Annotated in this window: 9 protein-coding genes; 4 read left to right on the plus strand and 5 right to left on the minus strand. The window is 59.3% G+C overall.

Going from position 1 to position 16554, the window contains the following annotated elements; translation table 11 throughout:
• The first annotated feature begins 15 nt into the window (after window positions 1-15).
• Both ppnN and D8779_RS05330 read left to right on the plus strand, forming a co-directional pair.
• On the plus strand, window positions 16-1389 hold the full coding sequence (ppnN, locus tag D8779_RS05325) for a nucleotide 5'-monophosphate nucleosidase PpnN (protein WP_136663407.1): 1374 nt from the start codon (window positions 16-18) through the stop codon (window positions 1387-1389).
• A gap of 228 nt (window positions 1390-1617) precedes the next feature.
• On the plus strand, window positions 1618-3516 hold the full coding sequence (locus D8779_RS05330) for an RNA helicase RhlE2 (RefSeq protein WP_136663408.1): 1899 nt from the start codon (window positions 1618-1620) through the stop codon (window positions 3514-3516).
• A gap of 107 nt (window positions 3517-3623) precedes the next feature.
• Here the strand turns inward: D8779_RS05330 and D8779_RS05335 are convergent, their stop codons facing one another.
• Together D8779_RS05335 and D8779_RS05340 are read right to left on the minus strand one after the other, a co-directional pair.
• A complete protein-coding gene (locus D8779_RS05335) occupies window positions 3624-4202 on the minus strand; it encodes a YceI family protein (RefSeq protein ID WP_136663409.1) in 579 nt (192 codons plus the stop codon).
• A 60-nt stretch (window positions 4203-4262) separates the two neighbouring features.
• Complete coding sequence (locus D8779_RS05340; protein WP_136663410.1) at window positions 4263-4808, minus strand: cytochrome b; 546 nt, start codon at window positions 4806-4808, stop codon at window positions 4263-4265.
• A 296-nt stretch (window positions 4809-5104) separates the two neighbouring features.
• Between D8779_RS05340 and D8779_RS05345 the strand changes: the two genes are divergently transcribed.
• Together D8779_RS05345 and D8779_RS05350 are read left to right on the plus strand one after the other, a co-directional pair.
• Window positions 5105-6511: an adenosylmethionine--8-amino-7-oxononanoate transaminase gene (locus D8779_RS05345; RefSeq protein ID WP_136663411.1), complete on the plus strand. Its 1407-nt coding sequence runs from the start codon at window positions 5105-5107 to the stop codon at window positions 6509-6511.
• 146 nt (window positions 6512-6657) lie between these two features.
• Window positions 6658-7377 carry a 16S rRNA (uracil(1498)-N(3))-methyltransferase gene (locus D8779_RS05350; RefSeq protein WP_136663412.1) on the plus strand — a complete coding sequence of 240 codons (720 nt, stop codon included), beginning with the start codon at window positions 6658-6660 and terminating at the stop codon, window positions 7375-7377.
• Window positions 7378-7503: 126 nt separating this feature from the next.
• Here D8779_RS05350 and D8779_RS05355 read toward each other — a convergent pair whose 3' ends face one another.
• Genes D8779_RS05355 through D8779_RS05365 form a run of 3 tightly spaced genes read right to left on the minus strand, consistent with a single transcriptional unit; the run spans window position 7504 to window position 16434 of the window.
• Complete coding sequence (locus tag D8779_RS05355; RefSeq protein WP_136663413.1) at window positions 7504-7974, minus strand: chemotaxis protein CheW; 471 nt, start codon at window positions 7972-7974, stop codon at window positions 7504-7506.
• 13 nt (window positions 7975-7987) lie between these two features.
• Complete coding sequence (locus D8779_RS05360; RefSeq protein WP_136663414.1) at window positions 7988-9007, minus strand: chemotaxis protein CheB; 1020 nt, start codon at window positions 9005-9007, stop codon at window positions 7988-7990.
• The gene (locus D8779_RS05365) at window positions 9004-16434 is read right to left on the minus strand and encodes an Hpt domain-containing protein (protein ID WP_136664433.1); all 7431 of its coding nucleotides are present in this window, start codon (window positions 16432-16434) and stop codon (window positions 9004-9006) included. Before D8779_RS05365 ends, D8779_RS05360 begins: the two co-directional genes overlap by 4 nt.
• Between the last annotated feature and the right edge of the window lie 120 nt (window positions 16435-16554).

Consider the following 16554-nt stretch of genomic DNA (forward strand, 5'->3'; position numbering starts at 1 on the left):
CCATGGAGCGCCGCAATGGCCGCACGAAAAACGATCAATGCCTCAGTCACCCCTAAAGGCAGCCTGGAAACCCTCTCGCAGCGTGAAGTACAGCAACTGCGCGAAACCGGTTCCGGCAGCGTCTACGCGTTGTTTCGCCAGTGCGCTCTGGCAATTCTCAATACCGGTTCACACAGCGACAACGCTAAGACCATTCTGGAAGCCTACCCAAACTTCGAAATCCGCATCCTGCAGCAGGACCGCGGTATCCGTCTGGAGCTTTTCAATGCGCCCGCGGACGCCTTCGTCGATGGTGAAATGATCGCCAGCACCCGCGAGATGCTGTTCAGCGCCCTGCGCGACATCGTTTATACGCAGAGCGAACTGGAAAATAAGCGCGTCGACTTCGACAGCTCCCAGGGCATCACCGATTACGTGTTCCACCTGCTACGCAACGCGCGCACGCTGCGCGCCGGTGCCGAACCGAAGATTGTGGTGTGCTGGGGCGGCCACTCAATCAGCACCGAAGAATACAAGTACACCAAGAAAGTCGGCCATGAGCTGGGCCTGCGCAGCCTGGACATCTGCACCGGATGCGGCCCCGGCGTGATGAAGGGCCCCATGAAGGGCGCGACCATTTCCCACGCCAAGCAGCGCAACCTGTATGGCCGCTACCTGGGCCTGACCGAGCCCGGCATTATTGCCGCCGAAGCGCCCAATCCGATCGTCAACGAGCTGGTAATCCTGCCGGATATCGAGAAGCGCTTGGAAGCCTTCGTACGCGTCGGCCACGGCATCATCATCTTCCCCGGCGGCGCGGGCACAGCCGAGGAGTTGTTGTATTTTCTCGGCATTCTGATGCACCCAGATAACCAGAATATTCCCTTCCCGCTGATCATGACCGGGCCACGTAGCGCCGCCGCGTACCTCGAACAGCTGCATGAATTTATCGGCGCGACGCTGGGTGACGCCGCGCAGCAGCGCTACAGCATCATCATTGACGACCCTGAGCAGGTCGCACGGGAGATGGCCGATGGGATTAAGGCGGTTACGCAGTTCCGCCGTGAACATAACGACGCCTTCCACTTCAACTGGCTGCTGAAGATCGACGAAAGCTTCCAGCACCCCTTCGAGCCAACACATACCAACATGGCCAGCTTGAAGCTGACGCGTAACCAACCGGTGCATGAACTGGCCGCCAACTTGCGCCGAGCGTTTTCCGGGATTGTCGCCGGAAACGTCAAGGACAAGGGCATCCGCCTGATCGAGCAACACGGCCCATACGAAATAACCGGTGACCGCGACATCATGCTGCAGCTCGACCAATTGCTGCAGGCCTTCGTCGACCAGTACCGGATGAAACTACCGGGCAACAGCGCCTATGTGCCTTGCTACAAACTGGTGACCTGAACCATACACCCGCGCCGTTACGGGCCTGGCAACGGCGCACCGACCACCGAGCAGGCAGAAACTCGCACAGCCTGGCGGCTCTGTTATACTCGGGCCTTCCCGCCAGGCTTGCGCCCGGATGCTAGCCCCCAGAGGCCAGTAGTACCGGACGGGATTACGCCCCCCAAGCGTGATTCAAGCCAGGCAATACACCCCATAGGGCCATGCCCTCACTAGACAGGATTACACATGTCCTTTGCCTCCCTCGGTCTCTCCGAGGCTTTAGTCCGTGCGGTCGAATCCGCCGGCTACACCCAACCCACTCCGGTGCAACAGCGGGCCATCCCCGCCGCGTTGCAAGGTCGCGACCTGATGGTTGCAGCCCAGACGGGTACAGGTAAGACAGGCGGTTTTGCCCTGCCGATCCTTGAGCGACTGTTCCCCAACGGTCACCCGGATCGCGAACAGCGTCACGGCCCGAAACAACCGCGCGTACTGGTGCTGACACCGACCCGCGAACTGGCCGCCCAGGTGCACGACAGCTTCAAGCTGTATGCCCGTGATTTGAAATTCGTCAGCGCCTGCATCTTCGGCGGCGTTGGCATGAACCCACAGGTTCAGGCTCTGGCCAAGGGCGTCGACGTATTGGTGGCGTGCCCCGGCCGCCTGCTCGACCTGGCTAACCAGCGCGCCATCGACCTGTCGCACGTGGAAATCCTCGTCCTCGACGAAGCCGACCGCATGCTCGACATGGGCTTTATCCATGACGTGAAGAAGGTTCTCGCTAAGCTGCCGACCAAGCGGCAAAACCTGCTGTTCTCGGCGACCTTCTCCAAAGACATCACCGATCTGGCCGGTAAGCTGTTGCACAACCCGGAACGCATCGAAGTGACGCCGCCGAACACCACGGTGGAGCGCATTGAACAGCGCGTATTCCGTGTCCAGGCCAGCCACAAGCGCGCCCTGCTTGCCCACCTGATCACTGCTGGCGCGTGGGAGCAGGTGTTGGTGTTCACCCGCACCAAGCACGGCGCCAACCGTCTGGCTGAATACCTGGACAAACACGGCCTACCGGCCGTGGCAATCCACGGTAACAAAAGCCAGAACGCGCGCACCAAAGCCCTGGCCGACTTCAAAGCCAACAAGATGCGCATCTTGGTTGCCACCGATATCGCCGCGCGCGGCCTGGATATCGATCAGCTGCCGCATGTGGTCAATTTCGAGCTGCCGAATATCGAAGAAGACTACGTGCACCGTATTGGCCGCACCGGCCGTGCTGGCCGCAGCGGTGAGGCGATTTCCCTGGTCGCTCCAGATGAAGAGAAGCTACTCAGGGGCATCGAGCGGATGACCAAACAGAAGATCAGCGATGGCGACTTGCTTGGCTTTGACGCCAGCACCGTCGAAGCTGAGCGCCCAGAAGTGCGTGAGCCACAAAAGCCACGCCAACCGCGCGGCGCCAAGCCAGCAGGTGCTGGTACTGGTGCTGGCGAACGCAACAGCGGCGGGCGTAAGGACAAAGGCAAGGACAGCGGCCGTGACAACAACCGCAGCAAGCCCCAGGGCGGTCGTAGCCAACAGCCGCGCGGTGCTTCCTCGGCCCGCGCCAGCACACCGGCGGTGCCCGCACTGCCTCCGGACCGTGCGCCGGACGAGTTCCGCGACGATGAAATCGATAATTTCGGCAACCGTGCCGACTATGTAAGCCCGAACCAAAACAAGCAGCAGAACCGTGGCCGTCGGCCCGGTGCGCCTGCAGCACCAAGTGGCCCAAGCGCCAGCAATGGCGTTGGTATGGGTGCTCGCCCAGCCAAGCCTGCGCGTAGCAATGGCGGTGGTGCCAATGCTGGCGCCGGCGCACAAGGTCGCCGCCAGGGCGCAGGCTCTGGTGGCCAGGGTGGTCAGGGCCGTAATGGCTCCGGCCGTGCACGTCCGCCGCGTGACACCCGCACCACATCGCTGAACCGTGATGAGCTGCCACGCCGCGAAGGTGCCGCGAAGGCACCCAGCGACAAGCAGCCGGTGATCGTGCACAAGGGCTCACGCCTTGATCGCCTGCCGACTGCGGAGCAACTCGACGAGCTGGCGAATGCACGTCCACGCGGCGAGAAGCCAGCGCTGCTGACGCGTAACCGCGAAGAGTCATAACTCGCGAGCCGCACACGAAAACGCCGCCCAATGGGCGGCGTTTTTGTTGGTGCAGCATCTAAGCAGTCATGGGTTACGCCGCTGCGCGGCTAAGCCATGCTATGCACTTACTTGCGCACACCTTCAACCGAGATGATCAGCTCAACATCTTGGGAAGCCGGGCCGAGGTCTTTTTGAATATCGAAGTCTTTCAGCTTCAATGTGGTGCTGCCTTCAAAGCCTGCCCGGTAGCCGCCCCATGGATCTTTACCTTCGCCGATAAACGTGGCTGCAATCACCACCGGCTTAGTGACGCCATTGAGGGTCAGGTCGCCCGTAATGTCGGCTGTACCTTCACCAGTGGACTTGACTGAAGTGGACGCAAACGTCGCAGTCGGGTGCTCGCCGACGTTGAGAAAATCATCGCTACGGATGTGCTTGTCGCGCTCGGCATGGTTGGTGTCAACGCTGGTGGTGTTCAGCGTTACATTGACCTTGCTGTCCTGCGGTTTGGCCGCATCGAAGCTGAAGCTACCGTCGAAATCTTTGAACGTACCGTACAGCCAGCTGTAGCCCAGGTGGCTGATTTTGAAATTGACGAAAGCGTGCTGGCCTTGCTTATCGATGGCGTAATCGGCTGCCATCGCCTGACCGGCACCCATCAGTGCGCCACCAAGCGCCAGGGCTACGAGGGTTTTCTTCAACATGGGCATGCTCCTTGTGAGTATGGGATGGGGCCAATCCGGCCCCGGAAACAACAAACGCAACTAGCGACCGAACATGCGCACAAGCGTACGGTCGCGATCAATAAAGTGGTGTTTCAACGCAGCAAGGCCATGAAAGCCGGCGAAGACCACCAACGTCCACGCCAGGTACTCATGCACCAGCCCGGCGACATCTTCCTGATCCGGGATACTGGTCAGGCTCGCTGGCACCTCGAACAGACCAAACACCTCAATGCCACGGCCATCTGCAGTAGAAATCAGATAACCGGAAGCCATCAGCACGAACAAGCCCACGTAAAGGAACGCGTGGCCAAACTTGCTGGCCAGACGCGTCATACGTCCATGGTTAGGCAAACTCGCTGGAGATGGATTGAGGAAGCGCCAGAGCACGCGAATGAGCATTACGGTAAACAACAGCAAGCCGATACTTTTGTGCAGGTCCGGCGCGGTCTTGTACCAGCCACTGTAGTAGTCCAGGCCAACCATCCAGTAGCCCAGACCAAACAAACCGAAAACCACTGCCGCCACCAACCAATGCAAAAGGATGCTGACCAAACCGTACCGGGAGGAGGAGTTACGCCATTGCATTGCGAGTGTTCCGTAAAAAGGGCTGAACCATCAGTGATGGCAAGACTAACAACAAACCTATCGGCGAAAAGCGAAAAAATCCGCTTTGAAATATCGAGAAATACGATGCGTTGCCTACGCATTTTGCCTAGCCCCTTTAGTCTAGCGGCCCTCGCTAACGTTCAATGACTGGGCTGCAGTTAGATAAATAAAAACAACCACTCCTCCAGCAATCGCCCAGGGTTGTGCCGTCCATCCACGGCAGTCCTTCTGATAGGCTTGGCGCAGATGATTGAGTACCGAGGATAAGTAAAACGATGAGCCTGAATGACCAGTGGATGCAGCGCGACCTGAAGGTGCTCTGGCACCCCTGCACGCAAATGAAGGATCACGAACAACTGCCGCTGGTACCCATCAAGCGCGGCGAGGGCGTGTGGCTAGAGGACTTCGATGGCAAGCGTTATATCGACGCGGTCAGCTCCTGGTGGGTCAACGTTTTCGGCCACGCCAACCCACGGATCAATCAGCGCATCAAAGACCAGGTCGACCAGCTGGAACATGTGATCCTCGCCGGATTCAGCCATCAGCCCGTCATCGAGCTGTCCGAGCGCCTGGTAAAGCTGACACCGGCCGGCCTCGATCGGGTGTTCTATGCCGACAACGGCTCATCCTGTATCGAAGTCGCGCTCAAGATGAGCTTTCACTACTGGCTCAACGTCGGTAAGCCGGCGAAAAAGCGCTTCGTCACCTTGAGCAACAGCTACCACGGCGAAACCATCGCAGCGATGTCGGTGGGCGATGTGGCCCTGTTCACCGATACCTACAAAGCCTTGCTGCTGGACACCATCAAGGTGCCCAGCCCAGATTGCTATTACCGCCCCGACGGCATGAGTTGGGAAGCGCACTCACGAACCATGTTCGCCCACATGGAGCAGACCCTGGCCGAGCACGGCCATGAAGTCGCAGCGGTCATCGTCGAGCCGCTAATTCAGGGCGCGGGCGGCATGCGCATGTATCACCCGATCTACCTGACGCTGCTGCGCGAAGCCTGCGACCGCTATGGCGTACATCTGATTCTCGATGAGATCGCCGTGGGCTTCGGCCGCACCGGAACCATGTTTGCCTGTGAGCAAGCCGGCATCCGCCCGGATTTCCTCTGCCTATCAAAAGCACTAACCGGCGGCTACCTGCCGCTGGCGGCGTGCCTGACCACCGATGAGGTGTATCAGGCGTTCTATGACGACTATTCAACCCTGCGCGCCTTCCTGCATTCGCACAGCTACACCGGCAACCCGCTGGCTTGTGCGGCAGCCCTGGCAACTTTGGACATCTTCGAGCAAGACAATGTAATCGAGGCCAACAAGGCCTTGGCGGCGCGTATGGCCAGCGCCACCGCGCACCTAGCCGATCACCCGCATGTCGCCGAAGTGCGCCAGACCGGCATGGCCCTGGCCATCGAGATGGTGCAGGACAAAGCCAGCAAAACCGCCTACCCCTGGCAGGAGCGTCGCGGCCTCAAGGTCTACCAGCACGCCCTCGAACGTGGCGCGCTACTGCGTCCACTGGGTAGCGTGGTGTATTTTTTGCCGCCCTATGTGATCACCCCGGAGCAAATCGATTTTCTCGCAGAGGTGGCCAGCGAAGGCATCGACATCGCGACCCGCACCTCGGTCAGCGTGGCGCAAGGCAATACTAATTACCCCGGTTTTCGCGATCCGGGCTAAATACAAAAGTAGGGTGGATGGCGCTTTAGCCATCCACCGTTGCGCTAGCCTGGTGGATGAAAAGAGCGTCATCCACCCTACGGATATCAATGCGCACGGCGCACCCTAAGGCTAGAATTCGCGCCTTTACTCTAGGTTCACGTCTTATGCGCCTATCCCGCTTCTTTATCGATGCACCCCTGTCCCTCGGCCAGCATGAGCTGCCGGAAGCCCAAGCCCACTACATCGGCCGCGTGCTGCGCCACGCTGTGGGTGATGCCGTACAGCTGTTCGATGGCAGCGGCCAGGAATTTCGCGGCGAGTTAATTGAGGTGGGTAAGAAGAACGTACGCGTCGACTTGCGCGAGGCCTTCGCCGGCCAGGCCGAATCACCGCTGCATATCCATCTGGGCCAGGGTTTGTCACGCGGCGAGCGGATGGACTGGGCGATCCAAAAGGCCACCGAACTGGGCGCCAATGAAATCAGCCTGATTGTCAGCGAGCGCTGTGAAGTGCGCCTGAAAGACGAACGCGCCGACAAGCGCATGGCGCACTGGCGGCAAGTGGCCATCAGCGCCTGCGAGCAGTGCGGTCGCTCGGTGATCCCAACTATTCATCCGCCCATCAGCTTGGTCGAATGGCTCGCGCAAACAACGGCCGATCTAAAGCTGGTGCTGCATCCGGTCGCTGAGCCTTGGGCCAGTCATCCACAGCCAAAATCCCTAGCTTTTCTGATCGGGCCGGAAGGCGGCCTGAGCGAGAACGAAGTCACTCAGGCCAAGGATCAAGGCTTTCACGCCGCCCGCCTAGGCCCACGGGTACTGCGTACAGAAACTGCGCCGGTGGTGGCCCTGAGCGTGGCGCAGCAATTGTGGGGCGATTTCTAAGCACTTTCTTACGATCTGCTGCGCCTCGACCCAACTGGGTAAAAGTCGGCTCGCGAGATCATGTAAAAGCTCTAAGCTCGAGCCATAAAAAAGCCCGCATCAGCGGGCTTTTTTATGTGCAAAGGATCAGATCAGCCCGGCATCTGCCAGTTTCTGTTCCAAACCAACCAAATCCGGAATCTTCAGCACTGCCTCGCCAAATTGCACCGCATCTAACTCCAACGGCGATAGGGCGACATCGGCGCGCACCAGTTCGGCGCCGACCTTGATCGAGCGTGGGATACCTTGCACCAGCACGGCAATAAACTTGACCGCTGGACGACCACCGAGGGCGTTGATCACCGCCACCCGAGAGCCTGGGCTGACAGTCGCTTGACCATCCGAAGCAGCCTCGAACGACAACAGCGGCAAGCGCAGGTCGCGCCAGGCAATCTGCCCGAGAAACCAATTGGGCATGCCTTCACTGACCTGCGGTGCACGGTAGGGAATTAGCTCGGCGACCGCCACGTTAGGCAGCAGCAGAGTACGGTCAGACAGCGGCATCAACAGGCCCGTAAGGTTGTTGGTACTGTTCTGCGTGGCGACGGCTTGGCTCATGAAAATATCCTAATTAACGGCACTGCTCGGCCAGGTGGTTGACCAAAGCCTCAGCGAGCTCGCGCGGGTCACCGCTGAAGCTGCTGTAACCACCTTCACGTAAGCTATCCGGCATGCTTGGGCACGCGCAGCTGTCGGCGCGCTGGGTCCAGATCAAACCACCTTGGCGCCGCACATAACCCGCGGCGGCCGTACCGTCACTGCCCATGCCACTAAAGGCAATCACGCCGCTCAGCGCAGCATAATGCTGGGCCAGGTTGAGCATCATCTGGTCGATCGAGGGGCTATAGGGTTCCGGCCAGCCACGCTCCGCTATGAGCATCTGGCCCTCATCACTGAAGCCCAGCTCATAGCTGATCGGCACCACCACCACTTCACCGCAACGCACTGGGTCGCCATGTCGGGCAGGGTTAACATGCCATTGGCTGTGCCGGCCCACCGCTTGCGGCAATGCACCTTCGAAACTGGCATCAATGTGCTGAGCGTAGACAAACCCCACCGGCAAACCGCCCGGCAACGCATCGAGAAAGGCTTTAACTGCTGCGGGGCCGCCCAAAGAGGCTGCCAACAACCAAACCTGGCGAGCGGGCTCACCGGCTTCTAAGGGCGTGTCTGCCAGCGCGGCAGGCAGGTCCAGGCGTGACGGTCGCTGCGCTTCAGCCAGTAAGGCTTCCAAACTTGGGCCAACCGCCTGCGACGGGTCACCGACCAATTTCTTCAACTTACCGAACAAGCGTCGTTCCCAGCGCGGGTAGTTTTCCGAATGCCGTTCGGGCGCATGCCCTTCACCAAACAGCACCGGCGCCGAAGCGTTTTCCATCAGGCTATCGACCAGCGGCGAATCTTCCGACTGCGCCAGATCGACCAGCCATAAGTCGGTCTCACACGCGTTCAGCGTTTCCTGATCGAGACGTGCGGGATCACTGTTCATCACCACCTGATAGCCACTGCTAGTCAGAGCCTGCTGCAGCACGTGACGCTGCAGCGAGGTGTCGGCAATCACCGCAATACGGGCTGCAGTTTTCTCAGTCATGTGCGGCTTACCGGGCGACGGCCCACCAGTTGCTGAATCGTTTCGAGCAACAAAGACTCCTGGTAGGGCTTACCAAGGTACTCGTTGACACCAATGCTCATGGCTCGCTCCCGGTGTTTCTCACCGGTACGCGAGGTGATCATGATGATCGGTAGGTCTTTAAGACCTTCGTCATGGCGGACCAAGGTTGCGACTTCGAAGCCATCCATGCGCGGCATTTCGATGTCCAGCAACATGATGTCGGGCTTGCGTTCCTGCAGTTGCGAGATGGCATCCACACCGTCCTTGGCCGTCAATACGTTCATACCGTTACGTTCCAATAGACGGCTGGTGACCTTACGCACGGTGACCGAATCATCGACCACCATGACCAGGGTCGGCCGATCCGCTTCAATCTCTGCCGCTGTCGCCGACTGTTTGAGGAGGCGCGGTTGCAGTTGGTTGAGTAAATGCGCATGCAACACGCGAATGGTTGCCAGCAGATCGAGGATCACCACCACGCGACCATCACCGAGGATGGTTGCACCGGAAATTCCGTGAACCCCGGCGAACTGCGGGCCGAGGCTCTTCACCACGATTTCGCGCGAACCCGCCAGGGAGTCGACTTGCACGGCTACGGCGTGCTCTTTGGAGCGCACCAGAATCACCGGCAGCGGCAGGCTTTGGCCGACCAGCTTGGGTTGTTGACCGTTGTTCAACAGGTCGCCCAAGTAACGCAATTCATAGCTCTGCCCGGCGTACTCGAAGCGCGGCGCATCCGGTGCGTAATAGGCTTCCAGCTCGTACGGGGAAACTCGCACGATACCTTCGATGGTGTTCAAAGGAATGGCGTAGAGGTCTTCACCCGACAGCACCATCAGTGCGCGGTTGACCGATACGGTGAACGGCAGGCGAATGGTAAAGGTGGTGCCAGTGCCCGGATTCGACTCGATGCTCATCGAGCCACCGAGCTGCTTGACCTCGGAGTGGACCACATCCATGCCCACGCCACGCCCGGAAATCTGCGTAACCTTCTCAGCGGTGGAGAACCCTGCTTCAAGAATAAATTGCAGCACTTCGTAGTCGGTCAGGTCGGAGTCGGCATCCATCAAGCCACGCTCGATGGCTTTGCGCTTCACCGCGTCCAAACGAATACCACCGCCGTCGTCGGCAAGGGTCAGGACGATATCGCCGCCCTCACGGCCCAATGCCAAGCGGATGGTGCCCTGCTCTGGCTTGCCGGCGGCACGACGCACATCAGCAGCTTCAATGCCGTGATCGACCGCGTTGCGCAGCATGTGCTCCAGCGGCGCGACGATACGTTCGAGTACGGTACGGTCCATTTCACCGTCGGCGTTGCCGACGATGAACTCAACCTGCTTGCCCAGCTCGCCGGAAATTTGCCGCACGATACGACGCAAACGCGGCACCAAGCGGTCAAAAGGCACCATGCGCGTACGCATCAGGCCTTCCTGCAACTCTGAGTTGACCCGCGCCTGTTGCAGCAACAGGGTTTCCGCATCGCGGTTACGCGCGGCCAAGGTTTCCTTCAGGTCAAGCAAGTCGGACGCCGACTCAAACAGTGCGCGCGAGAGCTGCTGCAACTGCGAGTGACGGTCCATCTCCAGCGGGTCGAAATCCTCATAACCCATACGCTCGGCTTCGGCCTCGATACGGCTGAGGATTTGCGCTTGGGTTTCGGTATCCAGGCGGCGCAGCTGATCGCGCACACGGTCAATGGTGGCTTCCATCTCACTCAGGGTGAAACCGAAGTCACTGACCTGCTGTTCGACCCGACCACGGAAAATCGAGGTCTCACCGGCCAGGTTAACCAGGCCTTCAAGCAATTCGGCCGGCACCTTGACCAGCTCCTGTGGCGCGCGACGGGATGCTGCTTCCAAGGCAGCTTCTTGAGCGCGACGCACAAACGGCAAGACCTTGGCCACCAGCTCCTGCTTGGGCATGGCGCTGGCCGCGACAATAGGTGAGCTCAGTTCCGGCAGACGTGCCGTCGGCTCTGGCGCACTGGCGTGACTGGCCGGTGCTTCATCCGCGACCATGCTGTCGTTCAGGCGTTGACGCAGGCCATCGAGCTCCTGCTGCAAACCTTCGAAACCCGACTGCACATCGACAAACAGGCTTTGTGGCCAAGGCGCACCTTGGGTCTGCGCTTCAGTCAGGAGTTGTTCGAGGCTGTGAGTCAGATCACCCAGGTTTTTCTGTCCAGCCAGCCGGGCTCCGCCCTTGAGGGTGTGCAGGATGCGCAGCATGTCATCAATGGCATTAGGGTCTTCGCGATCAGCTTCCAAGCGGCCGATGGCGACTTCCATTGCCTCCAGCAGGTCGTCACCCTCTTCGAGGAAGATATCGAGAATCTCGGACTCGGCATCGTCATCCTGGTTCTCGACAGCAGCCTTGAGCGCCACGGCGGAGGGCATGCTCAACTGCTCATCGGGGTTGGCGCGAAAGCGTTTGATTGTTTCGATCAACGCATCGCCACTGGGGACGTCGCGTTTGTCGCGCACCGCCTCAAGCATCTCGGCGAGGTTGTCGTGGCAGGCCTGAAGCAAGGTGAACAGATCCTGGCTAGCCCGCAAACGCCCTTGCCCAAGTCCTTCGTAGAGGAATTCTAACTCGTGAGCCAAGTCGCCAATTTCGCGGATTTCGGCCATGCGCGCACCACCCTTGAGGGTGTGCAGATCACGCTGTAACGATTCCAGCTCAAGGCTGTTATGGACGTCGCCCATCCAGCGCTGCAAGGCTGCACCGGCGCTGTCGATGATATCGAAGCCTTCCTCAAGGAAGATTTCCACCAATTCAGGATCGCGGTCGTCATCAAGTACGGCGGGAGCGTTAACCGCCATCGGCTCAGGCTCAATGGCCGGAACCGCAGCTGGCTCGATCTCGTGTTCAGTAGCCGAGTCGCTCAGCGGTTGCTCGTCGAGCTCGCCAGCAGGCAACTCGACCGCCTCCATTTCTAACGGCTCCGTCGCCAACGGAGCTTGATCCAGTGGCTCCTGCGGCACATCCGCCAGAATGCCAAAATCGATCTCTTCTTCAATCTCTTCCAGTGCTTCTGACTCAGGCTCTACCAGATCAAGCGACTCGATCATCGGCAGGGCTTCGGCTTCGGCTTCGGCTTCGGCTTCGGCTTCGGCTTCGGCTTCGGCTTCGGCTTCGGCTTCGGCTTCGGCTTCGGCTTCGGCTTCGGCTTCGGCTTCGGCAACAGGCTCTGCGTTCGCAGTACTTACTGGCAAGCTCTGCCCACCACTTTGGCGGAAGCTACGAATGGCCTCGATCAGCGCCACCGGCGAGGGCATGGCCACGCGCGCCTGCAACTGCTCTAAAAGCTGGGCCAAACTGTCATGGCTTTGCTGCAGCAAACTCGCCAGCGGCTGCGAGAAGCTGTAACGGCGATCAACCAGACCTTCATACAACGATTCGAGCTCATGAGCGAGATCACCAATCGGGCGAATCTCGGCCATGCGTGCACCACCTTTGAGGGTGTGCAAGTCGCGCTGTAACGAGGACAGCGCGGCCTTGTTGTCCGGATCGCCCAACCAGCGTTCCAGCGCCTGACCTGCACTCTCAAGAATATCGACCGCTTCTTCGAGGAAGATCGATACCATTTCTTCGTCGAGCGATTCGTACAGCGAAGCAGCTGGCGGCTCAATCAGCGCCTCGCTGACGGGCTCAATAGACTCAGGCAGCTGGTCGACTGGCGGCGCGTCGAACGGCAACGGCTCGATCACTTCATCCGGCTCAGCCAGACTAAGTTCTTCCAGCGCAGCAGTGGCGTCAGTCAGCTCAACAACCTCGATACCGGCAGCACCGTTGTTAGACAACAGCGCCAGAGTATTAGGGTCCAGCGCCTCCATCATCAAGTTACGCAGGGCTGTCACACGCTCAGGAGCAGCGCTCACCTGCAAGCCAGCAGCGACCTGATCCATCATGCCGATGAGGGCTTCGTGAGCTTGTTCGGCTTCGCTGAAAAAGCGCTCACTGACAGCTAAACGGCCTTCTTCAACCGCACCATAGAGGTCAAGCAAGGCTTCGCAAAGCTCATCAATTTGCGGCAGATCTGCCATCTCGGCGCCACGGCCAAGCGTGGTCAGCTCATCCAGCAGCGAAGTGAGTTCCTGACGTTCCGACGGGTGCTCACGCCACTTACGCAGCAGATCTTCGGCATCCAGCAGGATATCCATGCCTTCAGCCAAGAAGATGCTGATCATCTGCGGATCGCGCTTCTCACCCTGCCCGTCTTGGCGGCTGTTCTCGGCATGCTCAAGACGATCGCTGTGCAGCTTGTGCACGCGCTCAAGAAACTCAGCAGCACCCGGAAGCACGCCCAATGGCTGACTTTCCAACTGCTCCAGACCTAAACGGAAGAGTTTTTCGGCGCTGCTCAGCAGCTCAGCTTCGGCAAGGTCCATCGGAATCAGGTTGGCTTTGAATTCCTTGACCAGTTTTTCCAGCGGCGACGCGATCTCTGCCACAGGCAGAATACCGGCCATCGAGGCACTGCCTTTGAGCGTGTGCAAGGCGCGCTGGAGGTCATCGGTAACCGGCTGCGGCAACTCCTGGGCACAGTCCGCGAGGAAGCTGACCAAGGTATCGAGGTGCATTTCCGCTTCATTACGGAAAATTTCCAGCAATTGCGGGTCCAGACCTTCGTCGTCCTCATCGCTCTGGGCGGTAGCAGCTGGCAAGCCCTCGGGCTCTGCTACCAGCTCAACCGGGGCTTCAGGTTTTGGGAGGGTTCGACCTTTAGCGAGGGCGTGGGCTGTCGCCGCCAGATGATCAACATCGTCGCGTTGACGCTGCGCTTTATTAGCAAATTCATCGACCAGGGAGGGCATCAGCGCTACGACATCAGCGATAACCTGTTGCACCTCTGCACCGGGCTGAATGCTACGGTCGAGCACGCGGTTGAGTAGGTTCTCGATTGACCAGCCCAGCTCACCAATAACCAGAGCGCGAACCATGCGCCCACTGCCCTTAAGGGTGTGGAAAGCACGGCGGATTTCGCTTAGAGCGTCCTTATTCTCAGTGTCGGCGCACCACTGCGGGAAATACTCGCCAATGGTTTCGAGTACTTCGCCAACTTCTTCGGTAAAGACTTCCAACAGCTCTTCATCAATCGGCTCTTCATCAGCCGGTGGTGGCAGCAGGCTAGGCGGTACATCATGAGCCGGCGGGTTGATGGCCTGCACCGGCGCAGCCATTACGTCGGCCATCGACAGGGGCTTTTCCGCAACCGGCTGCACGGACTCTTCAGTCAGCGGGGCACTGGGTAACTCCACCTCAGGCAACTCGAGCGCAGCCATCTCGGCTTCATTCCAGTTGGCTGGGCTGTCGTTTTCATCCAGCTCAAAGCTACCGAGTTGCAGCTCTTCACCAGCAAAGGGTTGCGCGTGCGGGTTCTCAGCTTGTGGCAACGCGTCGACGTCGGCCAGGTCGATATTAAAATCGGCTTGATCAAGATCGGCAGAGGGCACTTCATTCGACCACTCAGCGTCGCTGGGCGCCGCTTCAATTACGGTCGAATCCAGGTCGGTAAACTCAGCGCTGAAATCTTCTGCTAGGTCTACGCTCATCGACTCGTCGTCAAGCGGCTCCGAGCTCGGCTCAATCTCGGCCTCCGGTTCCGGTTCCGGTTCCGGTTCCGGTTCCGCGCTTAGCACTTCCATGTCGTCGAGCGGATCAGCCAATGGCGCGAAAGACTCCACAGGGGGCGCGACCCAGTCCAGAATCGACGGCTTCTCTTTCAGCGGGTAGCCCAGGTTCTCCAGGCTTTCTTCGGCCACATCGAGAATCAGGTCGCCCTGAGTGGCATGGTCTTCGGCCAGTCGTTCGAGGTAGTACTCGACGCTGGTAATGGCATCCGCCAACGTGTCGAGGTTCTGCCAGTTGGGCACGGCCTTGCGGGCCAGCAGTTGTTCTTGGATATAGCGGTTGCAGGCATTCAACAGATCGGCAGCGCGCTGCAGCGGAATCATCGCCAAGCCGCCACGCACCTGAGTCAGCAACTCAGGCACGCGGGCCAGGTGCTCGTGGTTCCACTGCGAAGCAATAAATTCGATGATCGCGTCTTTGGCCTGTTCCAGGCCATTGCGTGCTTCTTTGATTACCAACTGGTGAATTTGCGCCACATCAGTGGTGGGCAGATGACTTTCTTCGCGGCCGCCGTCCTGCGCGGGACCGACCATGCCAGCCAAGGTGGCTTCGACGTACAGCAGAGCGCCGGCCACATCCATCAGCACCGCATCACTCGGCTCACCCTGGCCCTTGGCCAGAGCATTGATAACATCGAGCTGGTCGACAATGACTTTGCGCGGCTGACTAAAACCAAGCACGGCCAGAGTGTCGGCAATCTGCTTAAGCGGCCCAGCGAGCGCGTCCAGATCAGCGACCTGGGTACGATCACTACGCACGAACAGGTCGAGACTGTCCTTGACCCGCACAAGCTCTTCACACAGTGCGGCGACCACAGAGCGCATGGCATCGCGATCAGGACCGGCCAAACGGGCACGCTCTTCATCGACAACATCGTTGTCCGGCAGTGCATCATCAAGGCGGTATTGGTCACGCAGGCTGCGTACCCGCGGCGACTGCGCCGAGGACTTGGCAACGTAGAACAACAGATTCTTGCTCAGCTCGTCCGGAGCAGCTTGGTTGAGACCATCCGCGCCCTGCTCAAGTAGACGCTTAAGCTCTTTATCCACCTGACGTAACAAGGTACGGACTGAGGAGCCATTGGCCACGCTACCGTTCGCTAGCCCTTCAACGACACCCGAAGCGATCTGCCACAGCGGACCTAGAGGGGAGTCTTTACACAGGTTTTCCAGGCGCGCAAATACGCGTGCCATATAGCCAAGATTCGTTGGCAGATCTTGATTACGGATCACCCCAACCAGCGCCACTTGCAGCATTTGCCGCAACTTGCGCAGCAAGCCGGGTAATTCAGCTGTACGCAGCTGATCAAGTGACTCACTCGGCAACACGGGGGTGCGCCCGGACATATCCGGAGCAAACAGACTGGTTTCAGAGAGCAGCTTTTCCCCGCGAGCAGCACGCAGGTCGTTGAGCAGTGGCAGCACGACCATTGGCAGGTCGCGGCGGGCAGTTTGGATGCGATCGAGGTACACCGGCAGCTGCAGAATCGACTGCATCAGCACTTCCAGGGCTTCACCCTGGTTAGTCACCCGGCCGTCGATCAAGGCGCCAGCCAGCTGCTCCATTTCCTCAGCTAGCAATGCCGCACCGAAAAACTCGACCATCTGCAGGGTGCCGAGCACCTGATGCACATAGGTCTGGCAGAAACGCATGCGCGTAGCATCCTGGGGGTTCTCAACGAACGCCTCCAACGCTTGACGCGCCTGTTTCAGGGTTTCCGCGATCTCGCCTTTAACCCATTCCAGGGCGACATAATCGTGCCGATCACCCATAGCCACTCCACTCATATACTTGGCTCTTCTGCCTTATCAAGCTGCTGAAAAACTACCTGCGTTGCCATTGCTGCGTTAAAAGCAGACTCGAACTGCTCATTTACAGCTCGTAAACTCCAC

This window comes from Pseudomonas leptonychotis, assembly GCF_004920405.1.
Classification (GTDB): Bacteria; Pseudomonadota; Gammaproteobacteria; order Pseudomonadales; family Pseudomonadaceae; genus Aquipseudomonas; species Aquipseudomonas leptonychotis.

What these genes read in the sequence shown, in the direction of transcription:
- ppnN (WP_136663407.1), top strand. Translation starts at nt 16, where the DNA reads ATGGCCGCACGAAAAACGATCAATGCCTCAGTCACCCCTAAAGGCAGC.
- D8779_RS05330 (WP_136663408.1), top strand. Translation starts at nt 1,618, where the DNA reads ATGTCCTTTGCCTCCCTCGGTCTCTCCGAGGCTTTAGTCCGTGCGGTC.
- D8779_RS05335 (WP_136663409.1), bottom strand. Translation starts at nt 4,202, where the DNA reads ATGTTGAAGAAAACCCTCGTAGCCCTGGCGCTTGGTGGCGCACTGATG.
- D8779_RS05340 (WP_136663410.1), bottom strand. Translation starts at nt 4,808, where the DNA reads ATGCAATGGCGTAACTCCTCCTCCCGGTACGGTTTGGTCAGCATCCTT.
- D8779_RS05345 (WP_136663411.1), top strand. Translation starts at nt 5,105, where the DNA reads ATGAGCCTGAATGACCAGTGGATGCAGCGCGACCTGAAGGTGCTCTGG.
- D8779_RS05350 (WP_136663412.1), top strand. Translation starts at nt 6,658, where the DNA reads ATGCGCCTATCCCGCTTCTTTATCGATGCACCCCTGTCCCTCGGCCAG.
- D8779_RS05355 (WP_136663413.1), bottom strand. Translation starts at nt 7,974, where the DNA reads ATGAGCCAAGCCGTCGCCACGCAGAACAGTACCAACAACCTTACGGGC.
- D8779_RS05360 (WP_136663414.1), bottom strand. Translation starts at nt 9,007, where the DNA reads ATGACTGAGAAAACTGCAGCCCGTATTGCGGTGATTGCCGACACCTCG.
- D8779_RS05365 (WP_136664433.1), bottom strand. Translation starts at nt 16,434, where the DNA reads ATGGGTGATCGGCACGATTATGTCGCCCTGGAATGGGTTAAAGGCGAG.